At 68.4% G+C, this 23,644-nt stretch carries 18 protein-coding genes and 1 pseudogene; 16 read left to right on the top strand and 3 right to left on the bottom strand.

What is annotated here, in order from left to right; translation table 11 throughout:
• Nucleotides 1-264 (bottom strand): hypothetical protein (locus AC57B8_RS07470; RefSeq protein ID WP_496479110.1); only part of this gene is annotated, 264 nt, incomplete at its 3' end.
• 30 nt (nucleotides 265-294) lie between these two features.
• Nucleotides 295-1,512, bottom strand: a complete 1,218-nt coding sequence (locus AC57B8_RS07465) for a hypothetical protein (RefSeq protein ID WP_496479109.1) — start codon at nucleotides 1,510-1,512, stop codon at nucleotides 295-297.
• On the opposite strand from AC57B8_RS07465, the pseudogene AC57B8_RS07460 reads away from it, so the two are divergent.
• The 5 genes and pseudogenes from AC57B8_RS07460 to AC57B8_RS07440 form a co-directional block, all read left to right on the top strand.
• Nucleotides 1,451-5,047 (top strand): annotated as a pseudogene (locus AC57B8_RS07460) (beta strand repeat-containing protein); the annotation flags it as partial. The gene AC57B8_RS07465 and the pseudogene AC57B8_RS07460 overlap by 62 nt on opposite strands.
• 85 nt (nucleotides 5,048-5,132) lie before the next feature.
• Nucleotides 5,133-6,284 carry a DUF2827 domain-containing protein gene (locus AC57B8_RS07455; RefSeq protein WP_496479108.1) on the top strand — a complete coding sequence of 384 codons (1,152 nt, stop codon included), beginning with the start codon at nucleotides 5,133-5,135 and terminating at the stop codon, nucleotides 6,282-6,284.
• On the top strand, nucleotides 6,281-7,447 hold the full coding sequence (locus AC57B8_RS07450; RefSeq protein ID WP_496479107.1) for a DUF2827 domain-containing protein: 1,167 nt from the start codon (nucleotides 6,281-6,283) through the stop codon (nucleotides 7,445-7,447). The genes AC57B8_RS07455 and AC57B8_RS07450 overlap by 4 nt, the downstream gene beginning before the upstream one ends.
• Before the next feature lie 11 nt (nucleotides 7,448-7,458).
• On the top strand, nucleotides 7,459-8,049 hold the full coding sequence (locus AC57B8_RS07445; RefSeq protein WP_496479106.1) for a hypothetical protein: 591 nt from the start codon (nucleotides 7,459-7,461) through the stop codon (nucleotides 8,047-8,049).
• A 122-nt stretch (nucleotides 8,050-8,171) separates the two neighbouring features.
• Nucleotides 8,172-10,430: an acyl-CoA dehydrogenase gene (locus AC57B8_RS07440; RefSeq protein WP_496479105.1), complete on the top strand. Its 2,259-nt coding sequence runs from the start codon at nucleotides 8,172-8,174 to the stop codon at nucleotides 10,428-10,430.
• Here AC57B8_RS07440 and AC57B8_RS07435 read toward each other — a convergent pair.
• Entirely contained in the window at nucleotides 10,336-11,190 is an 855-nt protein-coding gene (locus AC57B8_RS07435) for a helix-turn-helix domain-containing protein (RefSeq protein WP_062477152.1), read from the bottom strand. The two genes, AC57B8_RS07440 and AC57B8_RS07435, sit on opposite strands and share 95 nt — an antisense overlap.
• A gap of 132 nt (nucleotides 11,191-11,322) precedes the next feature.
• Here AC57B8_RS07435 and AC57B8_RS07430 point away from each other — a divergent pair, with 132 nt between their 5' ends.
• The 11 genes from AC57B8_RS07430 (at nucleotide 11,323) to AC57B8_RS07380 (ending at nucleotide 23,446) form a co-directional block, all read left to right on the top strand.
• Nucleotides 11,323-11,736, top strand: coding sequence for a hypothetical protein (locus AC57B8_RS07430; protein WP_307586725.1), 414 nt, complete (start codon nucleotides 11,323-11,325; stop codon nucleotides 11,734-11,736).
• Between the two features lie 166 nt (nucleotides 11,737-11,902).
• Nucleotides 11,903-14,770: an aconitate hydratase gene (locus AC57B8_RS07425; RefSeq protein ID WP_095746438.1), complete on the top strand. Its 2,868-nt coding sequence runs from the start codon at nucleotides 11,903-11,905 to the stop codon at nucleotides 14,768-14,770.
• A gap of 10 nt (nucleotides 14,771-14,780) precedes the next feature.
• Nucleotides 14,781-15,242, top strand: a complete 462-nt coding sequence (locus AC57B8_RS07420; RefSeq protein WP_496479104.1) for a metallophosphoesterase family protein — start codon at nucleotides 14,781-14,783, stop codon at nucleotides 15,240-15,242.
• 121 nt (nucleotides 15,243-15,363) lie between these two features.
• Nucleotides 15,364-16,200, top strand: a complete 837-nt coding sequence (gene efeU, locus AC57B8_RS07415) for an iron uptake transporter permease EfeU (protein ID WP_496479103.1) — start codon at nucleotides 15,364-15,366, stop codon at nucleotides 16,198-16,200.
• A gap of 12 nt (nucleotides 16,201-16,212) precedes the next feature.
• A complete protein-coding gene (efeO, locus tag AC57B8_RS07410; RefSeq protein WP_496479102.1) occupies nucleotides 16,213-17,394 on the top strand; it encodes an iron uptake system protein EfeO in 1,182 nt (393 codons plus the stop codon).
• A gap of 22 nt (nucleotides 17,395-17,416) precedes the next feature.
• Nucleotides 17,417-18,718 carry an iron uptake transporter deferrochelatase/peroxidase subunit gene (efeB, locus tag AC57B8_RS07405; protein WP_492732743.1) on the top strand — a complete coding sequence of 434 codons (1,302 nt, stop codon included), beginning with the start codon at nucleotides 17,417-17,419 and terminating at the stop codon, nucleotides 18,716-18,718.
• A 43-nt stretch (nucleotides 18,719-18,761) separates the two neighbouring features.
• On the top strand, nucleotides 18,762-19,598 hold the full coding sequence (gene efeO / locus AC57B8_RS07400; RefSeq protein WP_493193419.1) for an iron uptake system protein EfeO: 837 nt from the start codon (nucleotides 18,762-18,764) through the stop codon (nucleotides 19,596-19,598).
• A gap of 140 nt (nucleotides 19,599-19,738) precedes the next feature.
• Entirely contained in the window at nucleotides 19,739-20,038 is a 300-nt protein-coding gene (locus tag AC57B8_RS07395; RefSeq protein ID WP_070062301.1) for a FeoA family protein, read from the top strand.
• Nucleotides 20,031-21,926, top strand: a complete 1,896-nt coding sequence (gene feoB, locus AC57B8_RS07390; RefSeq protein WP_496479101.1) for a ferrous iron transport protein B — start codon at nucleotides 20,031-20,033, stop codon at nucleotides 21,924-21,926. The genes AC57B8_RS07395 and feoB overlap by 8 nt, the downstream gene beginning before the upstream one ends.
• 27 nt (nucleotides 21,927-21,953) lie before the next feature.
• Entirely contained in the window at nucleotides 21,954-22,256 is a 303-nt protein-coding gene (locus AC57B8_RS07385) for a DUF6587 family protein (RefSeq protein WP_062477175.1), read from the top strand.
• Between the two features lie 5 nt (nucleotides 22,257-22,261).
• Nucleotides 22,262-23,446, top strand: a complete 1,185-nt coding sequence (locus AC57B8_RS07380; RefSeq protein ID WP_487848960.1) for an FAD-dependent monooxygenase — start codon at nucleotides 22,262-22,264, stop codon at nucleotides 23,444-23,446.
• The last annotated feature ends 198 nt before the right edge of the window (nucleotides 23,447-23,644 follow it).

The following is a 23,644-nucleotide window of genomic DNA, read 5'->3' as shown; positions in this document are numbered from 1 at the left end:
CACGACCAACAGCAACGTCAGCAGCCTGTCGACCTCGACGTCGTCCGGCCTGAGCACTGCGACGAGCAGCATCGACAGCCTGTCGACCGGCTTGAGCACGACGAACAGCAACGTGAGCAGCTTGTCGACTTCAACGTCGTCGGGGTTGAGCACTGCCACGAGCAGCATCGACAGCCTGTCGACCGGGCTGAGTACCACGAACAGCAACGTGAGCAGCCTGTCGACTTCGACGTCGAGCGGCCTGAGCACGGCAACCAGCGGCATCTCCAGCCTGTCCACTGGCCTGAGCTCGACCTACAGCATCGTCAGCAGCCTGTCGACCTCGACGTCGTCCGGCCTGAGCACTGCGACGAGCAGCATCGACAGCCTGTCGACCGGCTTGAGCACGACGAACAGCACCGGGAGCAGCTTGTCGACTTCGACGTCGAGTGGCCTGAGCACTGCTGCCAGCGGCATCGATAGCTTGTCGACCGGCTTGAGCACGACCAACAGCAGTGTCAGCAGCCTCTCGACTTCGACGTCGTCGGGTTTGAGCACTGCGACCAGCGGCATCTCCAGCCTGTCCACGGGCTTGAGCACGACGAACAGCAACGTGAGCAGCTTGTCGACCTCCACGTCGTCTGGCCTGAGCACTGCGACGAGCAGCATCGACAGCCTGTCGACCGGGCTGAGCACGACCAACAGCAACGTCAGCAGTCTCTCGACCTCGACGTCGTCGGGTTTGAGTACGGCAACCAGCGGCATCTCGAGCTTGTCGACGGGCCTGAGCACCACGAACAGCAACGTGAGTAGCCTGTCGACTTCGACGTCGAGCGGCCTGCGCACGGCCACGAGCGGCATCACGAGTCTGTCCACCGGCCTGAGCACGACCAACAGCAACGTCAGCAGCCTCTCGACCTCGACGTCGTCGGGTTTGAGTACGGCAACCAGCGGTATCTCGAGCCTGTCGACGGGCCTGAGTACCACGAACAGCAACGTGAGCAGCTTGTCGACCTCGACGTCGTCTGGCTTGAGCACTGCCACGAGCAGCATCGACAGCCTCTCGACCTCCACCTCGAGCGGTCTGAGCACTGCAACCAGCGGTATCTCGAGCCTGTCCACGGGCTTGAGCACCACGAACAGCAACGTGGGCAGCTTGTCGACCTCGACGTCGAGCGGCTTGAGCACGGCAACCAGCGGCATCTCTAGTCTGTCGTCGGGCCTGAGCACGACCAACAGCAACGTCAGCAGCCTGTCGACCTCGACGTCGTCGGGCTTGAGTACGGCAACCAGCGGTATCTCCAGCCTGTCCACCGGCTTGAGCACGACGAACAGCAACGTGAGCAGCCTGTCGACTTCCACGTCGTCCGGCCTCAGCACCGCTACTAGTGGCATCGACAGCCTCTCGACCGGTTTGAGCACAGCGACCAGTGGCATCTCCAGCTTGTCCACGGGCCTGAGCACCACGAACAGCAACGTCAGCAGCCTGTCGACTTCGACGTCGTCGGGACTGAGCACGGCCACGAGCGGCATCGACAGCCTCTCGACCGGCTTGAGCTCGGCGACCAGTGGTATCTCCAGCCTGTCCACTGGACTGAGCACGACCAACAGCAACCTCAGCAGTCTCTCGACTTCGACGTCGTCGGGCTTGAGCACGGCGACCAGCGGTATCTCGAGCCTGTCGACGGGTCTCAGCACAGTGACCAGTGGCATCTCCAGCCTGTCGACCGGCCTGAGCACCACGAACAGCAACATCAGCAGCCTCTCGACGTCGACGTCGTCCGGCCTCAGCACTGCTACCAGCGGTATCTCCAGCCTGTCCACGGGCCTGAGCACGACGAACAGCAATGTCAGCAGCCTCTCGACCTCCACGTCGAGCGGCCTGAGTACGGCCGCGAGCGGCATCGACAGCCTGTCGACGGGCCTGAGCACCGCAACCAGCGGTATCTCGAGTCTGTCAACGGGATTGAGCACCACCAATAGCAACGTCAGCAGCCTGTCGACTTCGACGTCGTCGGGACTGAGCACGGCCACGAGCGGCATCGACAGTCTCTCGACCGGCTTGAGCACGGCGACCAGTGGCATCTCGAGTCTGTCCACCGGCTTGAGCACGACGAACAGCAATGTCAGCAGCCTGTCGACGTCGACGTCGTCCGGTCTCAGCACCGCCACCAGCGGCATCGACAGCTTGTCGACGGGGCTGAGTACTGCCACCAGCGGTATCTCCAGCTTGTCCACGGGCCTGAGCACCACGAACAGCACCGTGGGTAGCTTGTCGACTTCGACGTCGAGCGGCATTTCCAGCCTGTCGACGGGCCTGAGCACCGCCACCAGCGGCATCTCCAGCCTCTCCACAGGCCTGAGCACGACCAACAGCAACGTCAGCAGCCTCTCGACTTCCACGTCGTCTGGTCTGAGCACCGCGACGAGCGGAATCGACAGCCTCTCGACTGGTCTGAGCACGGCGACCAGTGGCATCTCCAGCTTGTCCACTGGCTTGAGTACGACCAACAGCAACGTGAGCAGCCTGTCGACTTCGACGTCGAGCGGCATTTCCAGCCTGTCGACGGGCCTGAGCACTGCCACCAGCGGCATCTCCAGCTTGTCTACTGGCTTGAGCACGACCAACAGCAACGTGAGCAGCCTCTCGACCTCGACGTCGTCCGGCCTGAGCACCGCCACGAGCGGCATCGACAGCCTCTCGACCGGCCTGAGCACAGCGACCAGTGGCATCTCGAGCCTGTCCACTGGCCTGAGCACCACGAACAGCAACGTCAGCAGCCTGTCGACCTCCACGTCGTCTGGCCTGAGCACCGCTACGAGCGGAATCGACAGCCTGTCGACCGGCCTGAGCACCGCCACCAGCGGTATCTCGAGCCTGTCCACCGGACTGAGCACCACGAACAGCACCGTGGGTAGCTTGTCGACTTCGACGTCGAGCGGCATCTCCAGTCTGTCGACCGGCCTGAGCACGGCGACCAGTGGCATCTCGAGCCTGTCCACTGGCTTGAGCACGACGAACAGCAATGTGAGCAGCCTCTCGACCGGCCTGAGCACCGCCACCAGTGGCATCTCCAGCCTCTCCACAGGCCTGAGCACCACCAACAGCAACGTCAGCAGTCTCTCGACCTCGACGTCGTCCGGCCTGAGCACCGCCACCAGCAACATCGACAGCCTCTCGACCGGCCTGAGCACGACGAACAGCAACGTCGACAGCCTCTCGACCTCGACCTCGTCCGGCCTGAGCACGGCGACGAGCAGCATCGACAGCCTGTCGACCGGCCTGAGCACGACCAACAGCAACGTCAGCAGCCTGTCCACCTCGTTCTCGTCCGGCCTGAGCACCGCCTACAGCGGCATCTTCAGCCTGTCGACGGGCCTGAGCACGACGAACAGCAACCTGGGCAGCCTGTCGTCCTCGACCTCGACCGGCCTGAGCACCGCCAACAGCAGCATCGGCAGCCTGTCCACCGGCCTGAGCACCGCCAACAGCGGCATCAACAGCCTCTCGACCGGCCTGAGCACGACCAACAGCAATGTCGGCAGCCTCTCGTCGGGCCTGAGCACGACGAACAGCAACCTGAACAGCCTCTCGACCTCCACGTCGTCCGGCCTGAGCACGGTCACGAGCAGCGTGAACAGCCTGTCGAGCTCGGTGTCCACCGGCCTGAGCACCTCGGCCAGTCGCATCGACAGCCTGTCGACCGGCCTGAGCACGGTGGGCAGCAGCGTTGACAGTCTTTCGACCGGCTTGAGCACGACCAACAGCGCCGTCGGCAGCCTGTCGACGGGCCTGAGCACGACGAACAGCAACGTGAGCAGCCTCTCGACCGGCCTGAGCACGACCAACAGCAACGTCAACAGCCTGTCGACCGGCCTGAGCACCACCAACAGCAACCTGGACAGCCTGTCCACCAGCGTGGGCGGTGCGGCCAGCGGCCTCTCCAGCCTGTCGACCTCGACGTCGACCGGCCTGAGCACCGCGACGAGCAGCATCAGCAGCCTGAGCACGACGGTCAACACGATCAACGACAAGGGCACCAAGTACTTCCACGCCAACTCGACCAACACCGACTCCAAGGCCAGCGGTGCGGAAGCGGTGGCGATCGGGCCGCGTTCCGAAGCCAGCGGCGCCAACTCCTTCGCGGCCGGCAACGGCGCGCGGGCCACGGCCGACGGCGCGGTGGCGGTGGGCTTCGGGGCGCAGGCCACGGGCACCAACGCCATCGCCATCGGCACCGGGGCGCTGGCCACGGGCTCGCAGGCGATCGGCGCGAACTCCCGTGCCGGCGGCGGCGGCGTGGCCCTGGGTGACGGTGCGGACGCCGGCGGCACGCCACTGAGCAAGGCGCAGAACATCGCGCAGGGCACGGCCATCGGCTTCGGCGCGGTGGTGCAGCAGACCGGCGGCGTGGCACTGGGTGCGAACTCGGTGGCCTCGCGGGCGGCGGGCGTGGCTGGCTACGTGCCGGGCAGCGCGAATGCGCAGCAGGAAGCGGCCATCAAGGCCACGACCAGCACGCAGGCGGCGGTGTCGGTGGGCGATGCGGCCAACAACCAGTTCCGCCAGATCACGGGCGTGGCAGCCGGCTCGGCCGACAGCGACGCGACCAACGTGGCGCAGCTGAAGGCGGTCTCGGCGGCTGCGAAGGCCAGCAGCGTGCAGTACGCCACCAACCCCGACGGGTCGGTGAACTACAACCAGATCACGCTGGGCACCGAGACTTCGGGTCCCACGCGCATCAGCAACGTGGCCCCGGGCGTGCTGCCGGGCGACGCGGTCAACCTGGGCCAGCTGCAGCAGGTGCAAAAGCAGGTGGGCGACGTGGCGCGCATCGCCTACTCGGGCTCGGCGATGGCCTTCGCGATGTCGGGCACCTACCTGCCCACGCTGTACCCGGGCGAGAAGACGATCGGCATCGGCATGGGTTCGTACAAGGGCTACAGCGCGGTGGCGCTGACCTTCAAGGCCCTGTCGGACGACGGCAAGATCTCCTGGGGCGCGGGCCTGAGCTCCACCGGCAAGGAGTGGGGCGTCAACGCGGGCATCGGCTGGAAGTGGAAGTAAAAGGCCGCTAGGCCGACGCCCCCGGTCCGGTGGCTCCCGCGCTCTGCGCGCGGGAGCCATTGTTTTTTTGGTACACACTTCGGCCATGCGCATCGGTATTTCAGTCCTCTCCCACGCGGGGCAGAACATCTGGGAAAACGGAATGGGACAGAACGTCCTGTTCCTGGCCCGGCTGCTGCAACGCATCGAATTCGTCGAGTCCGTCACGCTCATCGACGCGGGCGACCAGCAGGCGATGCCGCCGCAGGTCGACCTGTCGGCCATGGGGCTCACGCTGGGCCGCGCCCGCGAGCTGACCGACGCGCTCGACGTGGTCATCGAAATGGCGGGCGCGCTCGACGTGCAGTGGCTGTCGTACTTCCGCGCCTGCGGCGGGCGCGTGGCCTTCCACGGCGTGGGGCAGCCCTTCGTGGCGCTGGCCGAGCCGATCGTCTTTGCCGACAAGGGGCACTTCGGCGCCACCGACCGCTGCGACGAGATCTGGCTGCTGCCCAAGGACGCGGCCTTTGCGCCGATGATGCGCACGCTGCACCGCTGCCCGGTGCACGAGGTGCCGTACCTGTGGTCGCCGCAGTTCCTGGCGCAGCGCGTGGACGAGGTGCAGGCGCAGGGCTTTCGCTTCGGCTACCAGCCGCGCACGGCGCAGCAGCCGGGTTTCCGGGTGGCGATCTTCGAGCCCAACATCTCGGTGGTGAAGTCGTGCAGCATCCCGATGCTGATCAGCGACGAGGCCTACCGCGCCAACCCGGAGCACGTCGCGGCGATGCACGTGCTCAACACGCTGCACCTGAAAGACCATCCGACGATGCTCTACCTGGCGAACTCGCTGGACATCGTGCGCCAGCACAAGGCCACCTTCCACGGACGGCACGACTTCGCGGGCTTCATGGTGCAGCACGCCGACGCGGTGGTGTCGCACCAGTGGCAGAACGACCAGAACTACAGCTACCTCGACGCGCTGTACGGCAACTACCCGTTGGTGCACAACTCGCCGTGGCTGCGCGATGCCGGCTACTACTACCCCGACTTCGACATCGCCGTCGGCGCCGAACAGCTGGCCGCAGCCGTGCGCGGCCACGACGCGCAACTGGGTGACTACCGCGCGCGCAGCCAGCGCGTGTTCGACGCGATCGATCCGATGCACCCCGCCAACATCGACGGCTACGCGCAGCGGCTGTTGAACCTGGTGGGCGGCGATCCGGCGTTCCGTGCCGGCAACGCGAAGGTGGCCGCATGAGCGAGGTGCAGAACCCCACCGCAGGCCCGCGCGCGGCCGTTTCACCCACGAAGCTGAAAGTCGGCGTCTCCATCTTCATCCGCAAGGGCGAGCAGAGCCTCTGGGAGAACGGCGTCTACCAGAACTGCCTGTTCCTCGTGATGCTGCTGCTGCGCTCGCCCTGCGTCGAGCGCACGGTGCTGGTGGCCGGCGGCGGCGACGGCGGCCCGGCCGACGCCACCAACTTCCTGGCCGATTCGCCGGTGCCGATCATCGACATGGCCACCGCCGCGCACGAGCTCGACCTCATGATCGAGATGAGCGCGCAGCTCGGGCGCGACTGGTCGGTGGCGTTCCGCGAGCGCGGCGGAAAAATCGTCTCGATGCGCGTGGGCAACGACTACGTGATCGACATCGAGCGCATGACCTTCAACAAGCCGCACGGCATGCTGGTCAGCGGCGCACCGTACGACGAGGTGTGGACGCTGCCCGAGTACGAAACGTCCTGCAAGCCGTACTTCGCGAGCACCTTCCGCGCACCCACCAAGCTCATGCCGCACCTGTGGAGCCCGATGGTGGTCGAGAAGGCGATGGCGCGCGGCGCCGAGGGCAAGCGCTTCGCCTACGAACCGGGGCGCAAGCAGTGGCGCGTGGCCATCTTCGAGCCCAACATCTGCATGGTGAAGACCAGCTTCATCCCGATGCTGGGCTGCGAGTCGGCGCACCGCGCGCAGCCGCGCCTCATCGAGAAGATGTGGGTCTACAACAGCTTCCACCTGAAGGACAAGCCGAACTTCGTCGCCTTCGCCCAGAGCCTCGATCTGGTGCGGCACGGCCTGGCGACCTTCGAGGGGCGCTTTCCGCTGTACCAGGTGCTGCCGGGCGCCATCGACGCGGTCTTTGCGCACCACTGGGAGAACGCGCAGAACTACCTCTACTACGAGGCGCTGTACGGCGGCTGGCCGCTCATCCACAACTCGCACCTGATCGGCGACTGCGGCTACCGCTACCACGGCTTCGACTGCGAGGAGGGCGGGCAGGCGCTGCGGCGCGCGTTCGCCGAGCACGACGCCAACCTGCCGGCCTACCGCGAGCGTGCACGCGCTCTCATCGCGAAGCTCGACCCGGAAGGCGAGGAGAACGTGCGCCTCTATTCGGCGGCCATCGAGAGCCTCTACGCGTGAAGGCGACACCGATGACCGTCCTTGCCCGATCCACCGTTGCAGCCTGCATGCTCGCGATGGCCGGCAGCGCGCTCGCGCAGGGCGTGCTGGCCCCGCCCGCGGCGCCGCAGGACACGCTCACGCGCGCCGCCGCCAGCGTGGGCGTGCAGCGCTGCCTGCCCGCCATCACGCGGCTGGCCACGCTCACCGTGCAGGGCAGCCGCGCGCACGACGTGCTGCTCGACTGGGACCGCAAGCGCCCCGACGCCGGCCCGGTGTTCTCGCTGGTCGGCATCCAGTACCCGAACGCGGGCGTGGCCGCGTCGATCACCGCCATCCCCGACGACAGCGGCGCCTGCACCGTGGCGGCCGAGCGCATCTCGGTCGCGCCCTTCACCTGCGCCAGCGTGGCCGAGCAGGAACTGAAGAACTACAAGCGCACGCCGCTGCTGCCGATCTACACGGTCTACACCGACGACAAGGAGCCGACCTCGTCGGTCTCGCTGATCGACTCGCCGCCGGGCTGCCTCGTGATCCGTCGCTACGTCGAGTACGGCTGGCGCGATCCGAATGCACCCGCGCCGGCTGCCGCGCCGGCCGGGCAGGCGCCCAAGCGCCGCTGATCCCGCGGGACGCGCGAGCCCGTCTCCGACACGCGTGAACGCCCTTGACCGGCCCGGTGCGGGCCGGTGCCGTCCAAGAATGGACGCATGCCGCGCGCTCCGGTGCGGCGCAAGGAGACCCCATGCCACTGGCGACCCTGATCGGCCGATGGGCGATGCAGCCTTTCTCCAAGGCCCTGCCGCCGCTGGGCGACACCGAGCGTGCCGCGCTCGAGGCCGGCACGGTCGGGTTCGAAGGCCAGCTCTTCGCCGGGCGCCCCGATTTCGATGCGCTGACGGCCGCCGGCCCCAACCAGCTCAGCGCGCGCGAAGAAGCCTTCCTGGCGAACGAGGTGCCCGCGCTGTGCCGCATGCTCGACGACCACGCCATCGACCAGGCGCACGACCTGCCGCCCGAGGTGTGGCGCTTCCTGCGCGAGAAGCGCTTCTTCGGAATGATCATTCCCGAGGCCTTCGGCGGCCTGGGCTTCGGCCACTACGCGCATGCCACGGTGGTGGCGCGCATCGCGAGCGTCAACGTCGCCACGGCTGTCACGGTGATGGTGCCCAACTCGCTCGGGCCCGCCGAGCTGCTGCTGCGCTACGGCACCGACGCGCAGAAAGACCACTACCTGCCGCGCCTGGCCGACGGCCGCGAGCTGCCGTGCTTCGGCCTGACCTCGCCCTATGCGGGCTCCGACGCCGCCGCCATTCCTGACCGCGGCGTGCTCGTCGAGCGCGAGTTCCAGGGCCGGCGCACGCGCGGCTTCCTGGTCGATTTCGACAAGCGCTACATCACGCTCGCGCCGGTCGCCACCGTGGTCGGCCTGGCGTTTCATGCCATCGACGAAAGCCGGCCGGAAGGCCAGCGTGAGCTGGGCATCACCTGCGCGCTGATTCCCGTGCCGCACGAGGGCATGGCGATCGGCCGGCGCCACCGCCCGATGGACAGCGCCTTCATGAACGGCCCGATCCACGGCAGGCAGGTGTTCGTGCCGATGGACTGGGTCATCGGCGGCGAGGCGCAGGTGGGGCAGGGCTGGCGCATGCTGATGGAATGCCTGGCCGCGGGCCGCGCCATCTCGCTGCCCGCGCTGGGCTCGGCGATGCAGCAGACCGCGCTGTACGTGAGCAACGCCTACGGCCAGATCCGCGAGCAGTTCGGCCTGCCGGTGGGCAAGTTCCATGCGGTGGCGGGGCTGGTCGCACAGATGTCGGCGCAGCTGTATGCGACCGATGCCGCGCGGCGCTTCACAGCAGCCGCGCTCGACGCCGGTGAGCGGCCCAGCGTGGCCAGCGCGATCCTCAAGGTGCAGCTCACCGAGGCCGGGCGGCGCGCGGTCAACCACGGCATGGACATCCTCGGCGGCAAGGGAATCATCTCGGGCCCGTCGAACCTGCTCGGCGTGGCCTACCGGCAGGCGCCGATCGCGATCACGGTGGAGGGCGCGAACATCCTCACGCGCGCGCTCATCGTGTTCGGACAGGGCGCGGTGCGCTGCCACCCGCACGTGCTCGACGAAATGGCGGCGGTGCAGGCGAAAGACGAAACGGCGCTGGGCCAGGCGCTCATCGCGCACGGCAGGCATGTGGCGCGCAACCTGTGGCACAGCCTGTTCGGCGCGCCGGTGCGCGGCGATCCGCCCGAGGCGCTGGCGGCCGAAGCGCGGCTCATCGCGCGCATGAGCGCCAAGTACGCGCTCACCGCCGACCTGGCCATGGGGCTGCTCGGCGGCAAGCTCAAGCGCATGGAGCTGCTGTCGGCGCGGCTGGGCGACGTGCTGGCCCACCTGTACCTGGCGAGCGCCTGCGTGTGGCGCTACCGCGTCGATGCGGCGCCCGAACTGCTGCCCTTTGCGCAGGCCGCGATCCGGTTGCAGCTGGACGAGGCCGGCAAGATCCTGCGCGACCTCTACGCCAACCTGCCGACGCCGGGGCGACGCCTGCTGGGTGCACTGGTGCTGCGCCGCACCGCGCACCTGGCGCCGCTGCGCGACGTGCAGCTGATGGCGCTGGCCGAGCTGCTGCGCGCGCGCCCGGACGTGGTCGCGCGGCTCGTGCCCGATCTGTCGGAGCCCGGCCCGGGCGGCTTGCGCGACCTGATGCAGGCGATGGCGCTCGGCGCGCGGCTGGGCGACGAGACGGCCGCGCTCAACAAGGTGCTGCGCCGCACGCGCTCGCTCGACGAGGCCGCGCAATCGGCCAGCGACCCCGCGCTGGCGCTGGCCTACCTGCAGGCGGCCGACAAGGTCATTCAGGTCGACGACTTCGAAGGGCCGGCGCGCAACGCGGACGGCAGCGCCGGCCTCAGCGTGCCTGCTGCGCCGCCAGTGCCGTCAGCGCTGCCGCCGTCTGCTCGTCCGCCGGAAAGAACGACTCCACCGCGAGTTCCTGCAGCGTGACGTCCACCGGCGTGCCGAAGATCGTGATGGTGCTGATGAAGCTCAGCACGCCGCTCGGCATGACCACCTGGAACGGCACGGCCACGGCCGACAGCGCGGTGTCGAGCAGCGGCGCGTCGTGGCTCACGGCCGGCGGCGGGTAGCCCTCCAGCTCGTCGTGCAGCGCCTGCAGCACGGTGTCGCCGGTGGCGGCGATCTGCTGCTGCAGCCGCTCCAGCAGGTGCGTGCGCCACTGCGCGAGGTTCGCGATGCGCGGCGCCACGCCCTCGGGGTGCAGGCTCAGGCGAAGCACGTTGATCGGCGGCTTCAGCAATTCGGCCGAGCAGCCTTCCATGAGCAGCGGCACCAGCGCGTTGTGCGCCACCAGGTTCCAGTGGCGGTCCACGGCCAGCGCGGGGAAGGGCTCGTGGCCCTTCAGCACGAGGTCGATGGCGCGGCGCGCCGAGGCCATGGCCGGGTCGTCGAGCGAGCGCTGGCGGTACATGGGCGCGAAGCCGGCGGCCACCAGCAGCGCGTTGCGCTCGCGCAGCGGCACATCGAGCCGCTCGGCCAGGCGCAGCACCATTTCGCGGCTGGGCGCGGCGCGGCCGGTTTCCACGTAGCTCAGGTGGCGGGTCGAAACCTCGGCCTCCTGCGCCAGGTCGAGCTGGCTCAGGCGGCGGTGGGTGCGCCAGTGCCGCAGGTGGGCGCCGAACGGATCGCGTGCGCCGGGAAGGCCGGCGGCGGCGGCCTTGGACGAATGGGTGCGGGGGGTGTTCATGGAGCCGCATTCTGGCGCGGCGGCGGCGCGGCGCCATGACCTCCCAGGTCATCGACGCGATCCACGCCCGGCGGAATCATCGACCCCAACGCAGCAGGACTGGCCTGCAGCGTACCCACCCAGGAGATCCACATGTCTGTTTTCGCTTCCCCCCGCTTCCTGTCGAACGTGATGTGGGCCGACGCCGCTTCGTGCGCCGCGACCGGCGCGCTGCAGGTGGCGTTCACCGATGCCCTCGCCTCCCTGACCGGCCTGCCCGCCTGGCTGCTCATGGGCACCGGCGTGTTCCTGCTGGCCTATGCGGCCGCCGCCGCCTTCATGGCCAGCCGCGCCACGCCGCCGCGCACGCTGATCGGCCTCGTGGTCGTCGGCAACTTCGCCTGGGCCGTGGCCTGCGTGGCGCTGCTGGTGAGCGGCGTGTTCGCGGTCACCGCGCTGGGCACGGCCTGGGTGCTGGCGCAGGCGCTGTGCGTGGTCGTGCTGGCCGAGCTGCAGTGGACCGGGCTGCGCCGCACCCGGGTCAGTGCCCAGATGGCGATGGCCTGAACGCCTGACGACCGTCCGCTCCACGCCCGCCGCACCCCGTGCGGCGGGCGTTTTCGCTATGAGAACGATAGTTCCGGAAGAGCCCGACAAGGAAGACCGACTACAGCCACTGACATTGAACCTCGCTATCCTTGAGAGGCTTCCACGAACACACAGGAGTCTTCTCATGGCCAAAGCCCCGGCGCACGCGTTTGCGTCCACCCTCAAGACCTTCAAGACCGCGTCGGGCAAGTCCGGCAAGTACTGGTCGCTGAAGGAACTGGCCAAGCAGTACCCCTCGGTGGAGCGCCTGCCGGTGTCGATCCGCATCGTGCTCGAGTCGGTGCTGCGCAACTGCGACGGCCAGAAGGTGTCGGCCAAGCACGTCGAAGAGCTGGCCCACTGGGCGCCCAACGCCGAGCGCACCGACGAAATTCCCTTTGTCGTCACCCGCGTGGTGCTGCAGGACTTCACCGGCGTGCCGCTCCTGGCCGACCTGGCCGCCATGCGCAGCGTGGCCGCCAAGCTGAACAAGTCGCCCAAGACCATCGAGCCGCTGGTGCCCGTCGACCTGGTGGTCGACCACTCGGTGATGGTCGACTACTACGGCACGCCCAAGGCGCTCGACCTGAACATGAAGCTGGAGTTCCAGCGCAACAACGAGCGCTACCAGTTCATGAAGTGGGGCATGCAGGCCTTCGACACCTTCGGCGTCGTGCCGCCGGGCTTCGGCATCGTGCACCAGGTCAACCTCGAGTACTTTGCGCGCGGCGTCTACAAGAGCCCGGCCGACAAGAGCGACACGCCGGTGTACTACCCCGACTCGCTGGTGGGCACCGACAGCCACACCACCATGATCAACGGCATCGGCGTGGTCGGCTGGGGCGTGGGCGGTATCGAGGCCGAGGCCGCCATGCTGGGCCAGCCGGTCTACATGCTCACGCCCGACGTGGTGGGCTTCGAGCTCACCGGCAAGCTGCGCGAAGGCGTCACGGCCACCGACCTGGTGCTGTACGTCACCTCGATCCTGCGCGCCGAAAAGGTGGTGGGCAAGTTCGTCGAGTTCTTCGGCCCCGGTGCCGCGTCCATCGCCGTGCCCGACCGCGCCACCATCGGCAACATGGCGCCCGAGTACGGCGCCACCATGGGCTTCTTCCCGGTCGACGAGATGACCGTGGCCTACTTCGAAGGCACCGGCCGCACCAAGGAAGAAGTGGAGCGCTTCGCCGCCTACTACAAGGCGCAGGGCCTGTTCGGCATGCCCGCGCCGGGCGACATCGACTACACCAAGGTCGTCAAGCTCGACCTGGGCACCGTCTCGCCCAGCCTGGCCGGCCCCAAGCGCCCGCAGGACCGCATCAACCTGGGCGACCTGTCGACCAAGTTCGCCGAGCTGTACAGCAAGCCCAACGACGCCAACGGCTTCAACCAGCCGGCCGACAAGCTCAAGCAGCGCTACGCGCTGACGCGCGAAGGCCAGAGCGGCGACACCGAAGTGCCCCCGCCGCCGCCCGGCTCGCCGCGCCCGGTCATCGAGATGGTGGCCAACCGCTCGACCAAGGCCGCGGCCCACACCAGCGCCACGGCGCCGTCGGCGCCCAAGGGCGACGTCACCATCGGCAACGGCGACGTGCTCATTGCGGCCATCACCTCGTGCACCAACACCTCCAACCCGAGCGTGATGCTGGCGGCCGGCATCCTGGCCAAGAAGGCGGTGGAAGCGGGCCTGAAGGTGCAGCCGCACATCAAGACCTCGCTGGCCCCGGGCTCGCGCATCGTCACCGAATACCTCGAGAAGGCGGGCCTGCTGCCGTACCTCGAAAAGCTGGGCTTCTACCTCGCGGGCTACGGCTGCACCACCTGCATCGGCAACGCCGGCGACCTCACGCCCGAGATCAACGAAGCCATCACGAAGAACGACCTCATCGGCGCGGCCGTGCTCTCGGGCAACCGCAACTTCGAGGCGCGCATCCATCCGAACCTGAAGGCCAATTTCCTGGCCTCGCCGCCGCTGGTGGTGGCTTTTGCCATCGCGGGCAACGTGATGACCGACCTCATGACCCAGCCCGTGGGCAAGGGCAAGGGCGGCAAGGACGTGTACCTGGGCGACATCTGGCCCACGCCGAAGGAGATCGATGACAACCTGCGCTTCGCGATGAACGCCAAGTCGTTCCGCGCGAACTACGAGAAGGTCAAGAGCGATCCGGGCAAGTTCTGGACGAGCATCAAGGGCACGACCGGCCAGGTGTACGACTGGCCTACCTCGACCTACATCGCCGAGCCGCCCTTCTTCGAAGGCTTCCAGATGCAGCCGCATGCGTCGGACGCCGGCATCCAGGGCGCGCGCGTCATGGCGCTGTTCGGCGACTCGATCACCACCGACCACATTTCGCCGGCCGGCTCCATCAAGGAAAGCTCGCCCGCGGGCATCTGGCTCAAGGCGCACGGCGTGCCCAAGGCCGACTTCAACAGCTACGGCTCGCGCCGCGGCAACCATGACGTGATGGTGCGCGGCACCTTCGCAAACGTGCGCATCAAGAACCTGATGATTCCGCCGGACGCCAACGGCACGCAGGAAGAGGGCGGCGTCACGCTGTTCCAGCCGGGCGGCGAAAAGATGTTCATCTACGACGCCGCCATGAAGTACATGGCAGCGGGCACGCCCACCATCGTGTTCGGCGGCGAGGAGTACGGCACCGGCTCGTCGCGCGACTGGGCCGCCAAGGGCACGCAGCTCCTGGGCATCAAGGCCGTGGTGGCGCGCAGCTTCGAGCGCATCCACCGCGCCAACCTGGTCGGCATGGGCGTGCTGCCGCTGCAGTTCCGCGGCGCCGATTCGTGGCAGACGCTGGGCCTCACGGGCGAGGAAAAGATCGACGTCGTGATCGGCGGCGAACTCAAGCCGCAGATGGACGTGAAGCTGGTCGTGCACCGCGCCGACGGCACGCACCAGGAGGTGACGGTGCGCCTGCGCATCGACACGCCGATCGAGGTCGACTACTACAAGCACGGCGGCATCCTGCCGTTCGTGCTGCGGCAGCTGCTGGCGGCCTGACGGGTCGGGCTTGATCCGCGTCGGGCTCATCTCCGACACCCACGGCCTGCTGCGCCCGCAGGCCGTGGCGGCCTTGCAGGGCAGCGACTTCATCGTGCACGGCGGGGACATCGGCGACGCCGGCATCCTCGACGCACTCGCCGCGATCGCGCCGCTGACGGTGGTGCGCGGCAATAACGACCGCGAGGCGTGGGCCGGAGCTGTTCCAGAGACGGCATTCCTGAAGGTCGGCGACGTGCATGTCTACGCGATCCACGACCTTTCTCAGATCGACATCGACCCCGCCGGTGCGGGCGTGCGTGTCGTGATCTCCGGCCATTCGCACCAACCCAAGGTCGAGGAGCGCGGCGGCGTGCTCTACGTCAACCCGGGCAGCGCCGGCCCGCGCCGATTCAAGCTGCCTATCGCCGTGGCCGAACTGATCGTCGACGGCGACACCGTCAGCGCGCGCATCGTCGACCTGCCCCTGTGAGCGGGGCGGGGCCGAATACCCCTAATTGAGAATAAATCTTATTTGATGGGGTATCCTCGGGCCGTTCTTTGAAAAATGCACCACATCGGGGCATTTTCAAAGAACGTTCTTCTGTTCCGAGATGCTCATTCCCTTTCTCATCATGCTGCGCGAAGGCATCGAGGCCGCGCTCATCGTCGGCATCGTTGCCAGTTACCTGAAACAAAGTGGTCGCGGCGTGCTGATGCCCGCGGTGTGGGTCGGCGTGCTGCTGGCCACCGCGCTGTCGCTCTTTGCCGGCGCCGGCCTGCAACTGCTGGCGGCGGAGTTTCCGCAGAAGCAGCAGGAGCTGTTCGAAGGCGTGGTCGGGCTCATCGCCGTGGTCATGCTGACCACGATGGTGTTCTGGATGCGCAAGGCGGCCCGTTCCATCAAGGGCGAGTTGCATGCATCCATCGACAAGGCGCTGGCACAGCATGCCGACGGGCAGGGTTGGGCGCTCATCGGCATGGTGTTCCTGGCGGTCGCGCGCGAGGGGCTGGAGTCGGTCTTCTTCCTGCTGGCCGTGTTCCAGCAGAGCACCGGCTGGGAAGCGCCCGTGGGCGCGCTCGCGGGCATCGCCGTGTCGGTGGTGGTCGGCTGGGGCATCTATTCGGGCGGCGTGCGGCTCGACCTGCGCCGCTTCTTCCGCTTCACGGGCCTGTTCATCCTGCTGGTCGCGGCCGGGCTGCTGGCGGGCGTGCTGCGCAAGCTGCACGAGGCCGGCGTGTGGAACCAGCTGCAGACCGTGGTGTTCGACATGAGCGAAACCCTGCCGATGGACAGCCCCGTGGGCGCCGTGCTGTCGGGCCTGCTGGGCTACCAGGCCGCGCCCGTGGCGGGCGAGGTGATCGTCTACCTGGCCTTCCTGGCCGTGGCCTTGTTCTTCTTCCTGCGCCCGGCCGCCGCGCCGGCACCGCGCACGGCCACCGCCGGCTGATTTCTTTCCTCCATGTCCTCTTCCTCTCCTTCTTCGTCATCGACGCTCATGCGCGTCGCCGTGGGCGCCTCGGCGCTGCTGGTCGTCGCCGGCCTCGCGGCCTTCTGGTACGCCTCGAACCAGGCGCGCAAGGCGCCGCCCAAGGCGGTCGACCACGCCGTCACCGTCACGATCCGCGGCAACGCCTGCGACCCGAACGAGATCACCGTGCCCGCAGGCCGCACGACCTTCACCATCGTGAACCAGTCGAACCGCGCGCTCGAGTGGGAAATTCTCGACGGCGTGATGGTGGTGGAAGAGCGCGAGAACATCGCGCCCGGCTTCTCGCAGACCATGACGGTCAAGCTCTCGCCGGGCGACTTCGCCATCACCTGCGGCCTGCTGAGCAATCCGCGCGGCAAGCTGCACGTCACGCCGTCGGCGGCCTCGCTGGCCGAGGAGGCGCGGCCCTCGCTCGTCAACTACGTGGGCGCGCTGGCCGAGTACCAGGTGTTCCTGCGGCTGGAGGCCGCCACGCTCGACGACGCGGTGCGCGCACTGGCCGATGCCGTCAAGGCCGGCGACCTGGCGCAGGCGCGCGCGCTCTACGCGCCGGCCCACCAGGCCTACAAGCGCATCGAGCCGATGGCCGAGCTGTTCGCCGACCTCGACGCGCGCATCAACGCCCGCGCCGACTACTTCGAGAAGCGCGAGGCCGACCCGGGCTTCAGCGGCTTCCACCGCATCGAGTACGCGCTGTACGGCCAGGGCGATCCCAAAGCACTGGCCGCGGTCCTCGAGAAGCTGCTGGCCGACATCGAGACGCTGCAGACGCGGCTGCGTGCACTGAGCGTGCCGCCCGAGCGGCTCGCCAGCGCCGCCTCGAAGCTGCTGCGCCGCGTGGCCGACAACCTGCCGGCCGGCGGCGAAGACCACTACGGCCATGCCGAGCTGGTGAACCTGCAGGGCAGCTACGAAGGCACCAAGAAGATCGCCGACCTGCTGCAGCCGCTGCTCGTGAAGGCCGCGCCCGCGCAGCAGAAGGCCGTGGACGAGCGCTTTGCCGCCTTCGACGCCGCACTGGCGCCGTACCGTGCCGGCGAAGGCTTCCAGCCCGCGCCGCTGGACGACGCGCAGCGCCAGGCACTGGCCGTGCCGGTGCGTGCGCTGGCCGAGGAACTGGGCAAGGTGAACGCCGCGCTCGGTCTGGAATGAGTTGAGAGAGAACGACGACCCCATGGAACCGACGAAGAAGAACGACACCGCTCCTGCCTCGCCGCACCGCCGCCGCATGCTCGGCGCCGCGGGCGTGGCCTTTGCCGGGCTCGCCGCCAGCGCGCGCGCCGGCGCGGCCATTCCGGGCCCGCCCGACACCGGCGCGCAGGTCACCGACGCGCCGCAGAGTACCCACACGCAAGACCGCGTGCCCTTCCGCGGCAAGCACCAGGCAGGCGTCGTCACGCCGCGTCCGACGGCCGGCATGATCGCCTCGTTCTACGTGCTGGCCGAGAACCGCGCCGACCTGGAGCGGCTGATGCGCACGCTCACCGAGCGCATCGCCTTCCTCACGCAGGGCGGCCCGCAGACCGACCCCGACCCCAAGCTGCCGCCCGCGGGCTCCGGCATCCTCGGCCCGGTGGTGCAGCCCGACGGGCTCACCGTGACGGTGTCGGTCGGCGCCTCGCTGTTCGACGAGCGCTTCGGCCTCGACAAGAAAAAGCCGCTGCGCCTGAAGCCGATGCAGCGCCATCCGAACGACGCGCTCGATGCGGCGCTGTGCCACGGCGACCTGTCGATCCAGTTCTGCGCCAACACGCCCGACACCAACATCCACGCGCTGCGCGACATCATCAAGAACACGCCCGACCTGCTGGTGCTGCACTGGAAGCAGGAAGGCTCCGTGCCGCCGATCCCGGCGGTGGCGGGCCAGCCGGCAGAGAGCGCACGCAACTTCCTCGGCTTTCGCGACGGCTCGGCCAACCCCGATTCGGCCGACGACACGCTCATGAACAAGCACGTCTGGGTGCAGCCGAGCGGCGACGAGCCCGCCTGGGCCGTGGGCGGCAGCTACCAGGCGGTGCGCATCATCCGCAACTTCGTCGAGCGCTGGGACCGCACGCCGCTGCAGGAGCAGGAGGCCATCATGGGGCGCCTCAAGCCCAGCGGCGCGCCACTGGACGGCGGCAAGACCGAGCACGACGTGCCCGACTACACCAAGGACCCCGAAGGCAAGGCGACGCCGATGGACGCGCACATCCGCCTGGCGAACCCGCGGACCAAGGCCTCGGACGCCAACCTGATGCTGCGCCGGCCTTTCAACTATTCGAACGGCGTCACCAAGTCGGGCCAGCTCGAGATGGGCCTGCTGTTCATCTGCTACCAGGCCGACCTCGAGAAGGGCTTTGTCGCCGTGCAGACCCGCCTCGACGGCGAGCCGCTCGAGGAATACATCAAGCCCATCGGCGGCGGTTTCTTCTTCACGCTGCCCGGCGTGCAGGGCGCCGACGACTGGCTCGGGCGCAGCCTGCTGGCGGCCTGAGCTCACCCTTTTCATCACCAACGCATCGCACCCAAGGAGATCCATGACCGTGCAGTTCCGCCGCCGCTTTCTCGCCGTTTTCGTCGCAGGCTTTGCCGGGCTCTACGCCGTCGGCGCGCAGGCCGCCGTGTCGCCGCTCGAGCTGGTCGGTCCGATCTCGGACTACAAGATCTACGTGACGCAGAACGTGCGCAAGCTGGCCGCCGACGTGCGCGTGTTCACCGCCGCCGTGAAGGCCGGCGACATCGAGAAGGCCAAGAAGCTCTATGCGCCCACGCGCACCAGCTACGAACGCGTGGAGCCCGTGGCCGAGCTGTTCACCGACCTCGACCAGTCGATCGACTCGCGCGCGGACGACCACGAGAAGGCCGAGAAAGACCCGGCCTTCATCGGCTTCCACCGCATCGAGTACAGCCTGTGGACGCTCAAGAGCACCAAGGACCTGAACCCCGTGGCCGACAAGCTGCTGGCCGATGTGCTCGAGCTGCAAAAGCGCCTGGGCGCGCTGACCTTCCCGCCCGAGAAGGTCGTGGGCGGCGCCGCCGTGCTGATGGAAGAGGTGGCCGCCACCAAGATCTCCGGCGAGGAAAACCGCTACAGCCACACCGACCTGTGGGACTTCCAGTCGAACTTCGAGGGCGCCTACAAGATCGTCGAGCTGCTGCGCCCACTGGTCGTGAAGCAGGACAAGCCGTTCGCCGAGAAGGCCGACGCCAACTTCAAGGTGGTGTTCGACACGCTGGCCAAGTACCGCACGGCCGACGGGGGCTTCGAAACCTATTCGAAGCTCACCGAGCGCGACCGCAAGATGCTGGCCGGCCGGGTGAACACGCTGGCCGAAGACCTGTCCAAGCTGCGCGGGATGCTCGGATTGAACTGAGTCCGGCCCCGGGGGACCCGCTCATTTCCGGCTGACCCGGGACTTTTTGGGGTTGGTCAGGTTTTCGCGAGTGAGAATTGCTAGCATCTGGCTTTTGCTTACTGGCGTGCCCCGGGGTTTCCGGGGGGCGCACCTCCACCGTGCGAAACAACGACCTCGGCGCAGCGCCGACCACCACCGCGCTGAGCCTCGACCAGCTTCCGTCCCATCAGTGGGCCACCGTGCTCGACGTGGCTCGCCCCGACAGCGCGGACGACCGCGAGCTGGTGCTGCGCCTGACCGAAATCGGCTTCGTGCCGGGCGAGGCCGTGCGCATCGTCGCCACCGGCACCCCGGGCCGCGAGCCGCTGGCCGTGCGCCTGGGCCACACCACCTTCGCGCTGCGCCGCCACGAGGCTGCGCTGATCCACGTCACGCCGGGGGCCGCGAACCATGGTTGAAGCCGTCATCCAGGGGCCGGGCCGTCTCGGCGCCACCGCGCAGCCCGCGCGCATCGCGCTGCTGGGCAACCCCAACTGCGGCAAGACCGCGCTCTTCAACCTGCTGACCGGCAGCCGCCAGAAGGTGGCCAACTACGCCGGCGTGACCGTCGAGCGCAAGGAAGGCACGCTGCGCACGCCCACCGGCCGCCGCGTGTTCGTGCTCGACCTGCCGGGCGCCTACAGCCTGAACGCGCTGAGCGCCGACGAAGCCGTCACGCGCGACATCGTCACCGGCCAGGCGCAGGAAGCTCTGCCCGACCTGCTCGTGTGCGTGACCGACGCCACCAACCTGCGCCTGAACCTGCGGCTGGTGCTCGAAGCGCGCCAGCTCGGCCTGCCGATGGTGGTGGCGCTCAACATGACCGACATGGCCAAGAAGCAGGGCATTGCGGTCGACACCGCCGTGCTCTCGCGCGAACTCGGTGTGCCGGTGATCGAGACCGTGGGTGTCCACACCGGCGGCGCGAAGAACCTGCTCGAGGCGCTCGACGCACCGGTCGCCGCCGCGGCGCCCCAGCCCTGGAAGGCGCCCGGGCTGGACGACGTGCTCGCCACGCAGCGCGAGGTGCGCCGCATCCTCGGCCTGGCCGTGAAGGAGCCCGTGGGCAGCCTGGACACCAGCGACCGCATCGACCGCGTCGTGATGCACCCGGTGTGGGGCATGCTGGTGCTGGCCGTCACCATGTTCCTGATGTTCCAGGCCGTGTTCAGCTGGGCCAACGTGCCGATGGACGCCATCAAGGCCGGCACCGAAGGGCTGGGCAACCTCATCAAGACGCACATGCCCGAAGGCATGCTGCAGAGCCTGCTGGTCGACGGCGTGATCGCGGGCGTGGGCGGCGTGATCGTGTTCCTGCCGCAGATCCTGATCCTGTTCCTGTTCATCCTCGCGCTCGAAGACTCCGGCTACCTGCCGCGCGCGGCCTTCCTGCTCGACCGCCTGATGGGCACCGTGGGCCTGTCGGGCCGCTCGTTCATTCCGCTGCTGTCGAGCTTTGCCTGCGCCATTCCGGGCGTGATGGCCACGCGCACCATCAGCAACTGGCGCGACCGCATCACGACCATCATGATCGCGCCGCTCATGACCTGCTCGGCGCGGCTGCCGGTGTATGCGCTGCTGATCGCGGCCTTCATTCCGGCGCGCGAGGTGGGCGGCATCTTCAACCTGCAGGGCGTGGTGCTGTTCGCGCTGTATGTGTTCGGCATCGTCTCGGCGATGGCCGTGGCCTGGGTGATGAAGCGCTTTCGCGACAGCACACGGCACTCGCCGCTCTTGATGGAACTGCCGGCTTACCGCTGGCCGAACCCGCGCAACCTGCTGCTGGGTTTGTATGAGCGGGCCTGGATCTTCATCCAGCGCGTGGGCACGATCATCCTCACGCTCACGATCCTGCTGTGGTTCCTGTCGACCTTCCCGTCGCCGCCCGAAGGCGCGGCCGGCCCCGCCATTCAATACAGCCTGGCCGGCATGATCGGCCGCGGGCTGGAGCACATCTTCGCGCCCATCGGCTTCAACTGGCAGATATCGATCGCGCTGGTGCCGGGCATGGCTGCACGCGAAGTCGCGGTGGGCGCGCTGGGCACGGTGTATGCGCTCTCGGCCACCGGCGACGACGTGGCCAGCGCGCTGGAGCCGCTCATCGCCGGCAGCTGGTCGCTGGCGACCGCGCTGTCGCTGCTGGTCTGGTACGTGTTCGCACCGCAGTGCATCTCGACGCTGGCGGCCGTGAAGCGTGAAACCGGCTCCTGGAAATACGTGTGGATCATGGCGGGCTACTTGTTCGCCCTGGCATACGTGGCATGCTTCTTGACCTATCGCATTGCACTCGCTTTCGGCGCGGGGTAAAACCACAGGGAAAGGGTTGAAGAAGACATGACACAGCAACTGATCGTCGGATTGATCGTCGCGGCCGCCGCGCTCTACGCGGTCTGGCGCTGGATGCCTGCCGGCTGGCGCCGTGGCGCCGCGCGCAAGTTCGCGGCCGGCACGCAGCGCGCGGGCCTCATCGATCAGGCCCGCGCCGATCAACTCGCCGCCTCGCTGGCCAAGACCTCGGGCTGCGGCTCGTGCGACAGCTGCGGCAGCTGTGCCCCCAAGAAACCCGCTGGCGCCGACCCGGCCGACAGCCACAGCAGCCCCGCGCTGACTTCCACCACGCCCAGCACCGGACGCTGAGTCCGATGCCCGCGCACATCCTCGTCGCCGGGGGCGGGATCGGGGGGCTGGCCACGGCGCTGGCGCTGTCCCGCGCCCACCACCGCGCCGACGTCTTCGAACAGGCCGCCGACTTCGGCGAAATCGGCGCCGGCGTGCAGCTCGGCCCCAACGCCACCCGCCGCCTTCAACAACTCGACCTCGGCCGCGGCCTCGCAGCCATTGCGGCGCGCCCTGAGGCGCTGGTGGTCCACAGTGCCGGCAGCGGCGCCGAACTGGCCCGCATGTCGCTGGGCGATGCCATGCAGCAGCGCTACGGCGCGCCGTACTGCTGCGTGCACCGCGCCGACCTGCACACGCTGCTGCTCGATGCCGTGCGCGCGCAGGGCACGGGCTCGCTGGTCACGGCCGCGCGCATCCGCCAGGTCGAGACCAGCGACGACTTGGTCTGCGTCTCGAGCACCGACGCGCGTGCGTGGGAGGGCGAGGCGCTCGTAGGCGCCGACGGCCTGTGGAGCCTGGTGCGGGCGCAGCTTGAATCCGCATCCGCCGAAGCGCCGCCGCGCGTGACGGGACACACGGCCTGGCGTGCGTTGGTGCGGCAGGCCGACCTGCCTGCGGCGCTGCGTCGCTCGCGCGTCGATGTGTGGCTCGGGCCGCGTTTGCATGCGGTCGCGTACCCGGTGCGCGCGGGGGATGCGCTCAACGTTGTCGTGATTGCCGAATCTGCACCTGCGGGCGATGCGCGCGATTGGGATCAGGCCAGCAGCCTTGTCGCGCTGAAGCAGGCGATGGGGCGCAGCTGTGCGAGTCTGCAGGCGCTGCTCGATGCGATGCCGAGCTGGCGCGCGTGGACGTTGAGCGATCGCGCGCCCGTGGCTGGTCCTGGCGACATGGCGCATGAGCGTGTCGCGTTGGTGGGCGATGCCGCGCATCCAATGGTGCCGTACCTTGCGCAAGGGGCGGGCATGGCGATCGAGGATGCGGTCGCGTTGGCGGATGCCTTGGGCGATGCCTCGGCGTTGGGTGTGCCAGCTGCGTTTGCACGCTATGCCGAGGCGCGTTGGGAACGCAATGCGCAGGTGCAGGCGCGGGCGCGTCGCAATGGCGAGATCTTTCATGCCACCGGTGCGGTGCGCTTCGGGCGCGACATGGCGATGCGCTTGCTGGGCTCCCGGTTGCTCGATCAGCCCTGGTTGTACGGCGGCTGATTCAGGGCGCGTGCCCAGGCCACCGGGTACTTCCCTCCGCGAATGTCCCCCGGGGCTTCGCCCCTCCTCCTTGATTTCGCTGCGGGAAGCACCCAGTGTCCTGGGCACGATGGGCGCGGTCGTTGTGCTGGCCGATCAACGACCGCACTGCCCAACGCTCACGTCGATGGGGTGCCTTGCGCAGCGAAATCAAGGAGG

The sequence above is a fragment of the Variovorax sp. BGA-UO-ETr-C22 genome (genome assembly GCF_059567965.1).
This window is presented reverse-complemented; position numbering and strand designations above follow the sequence as displayed.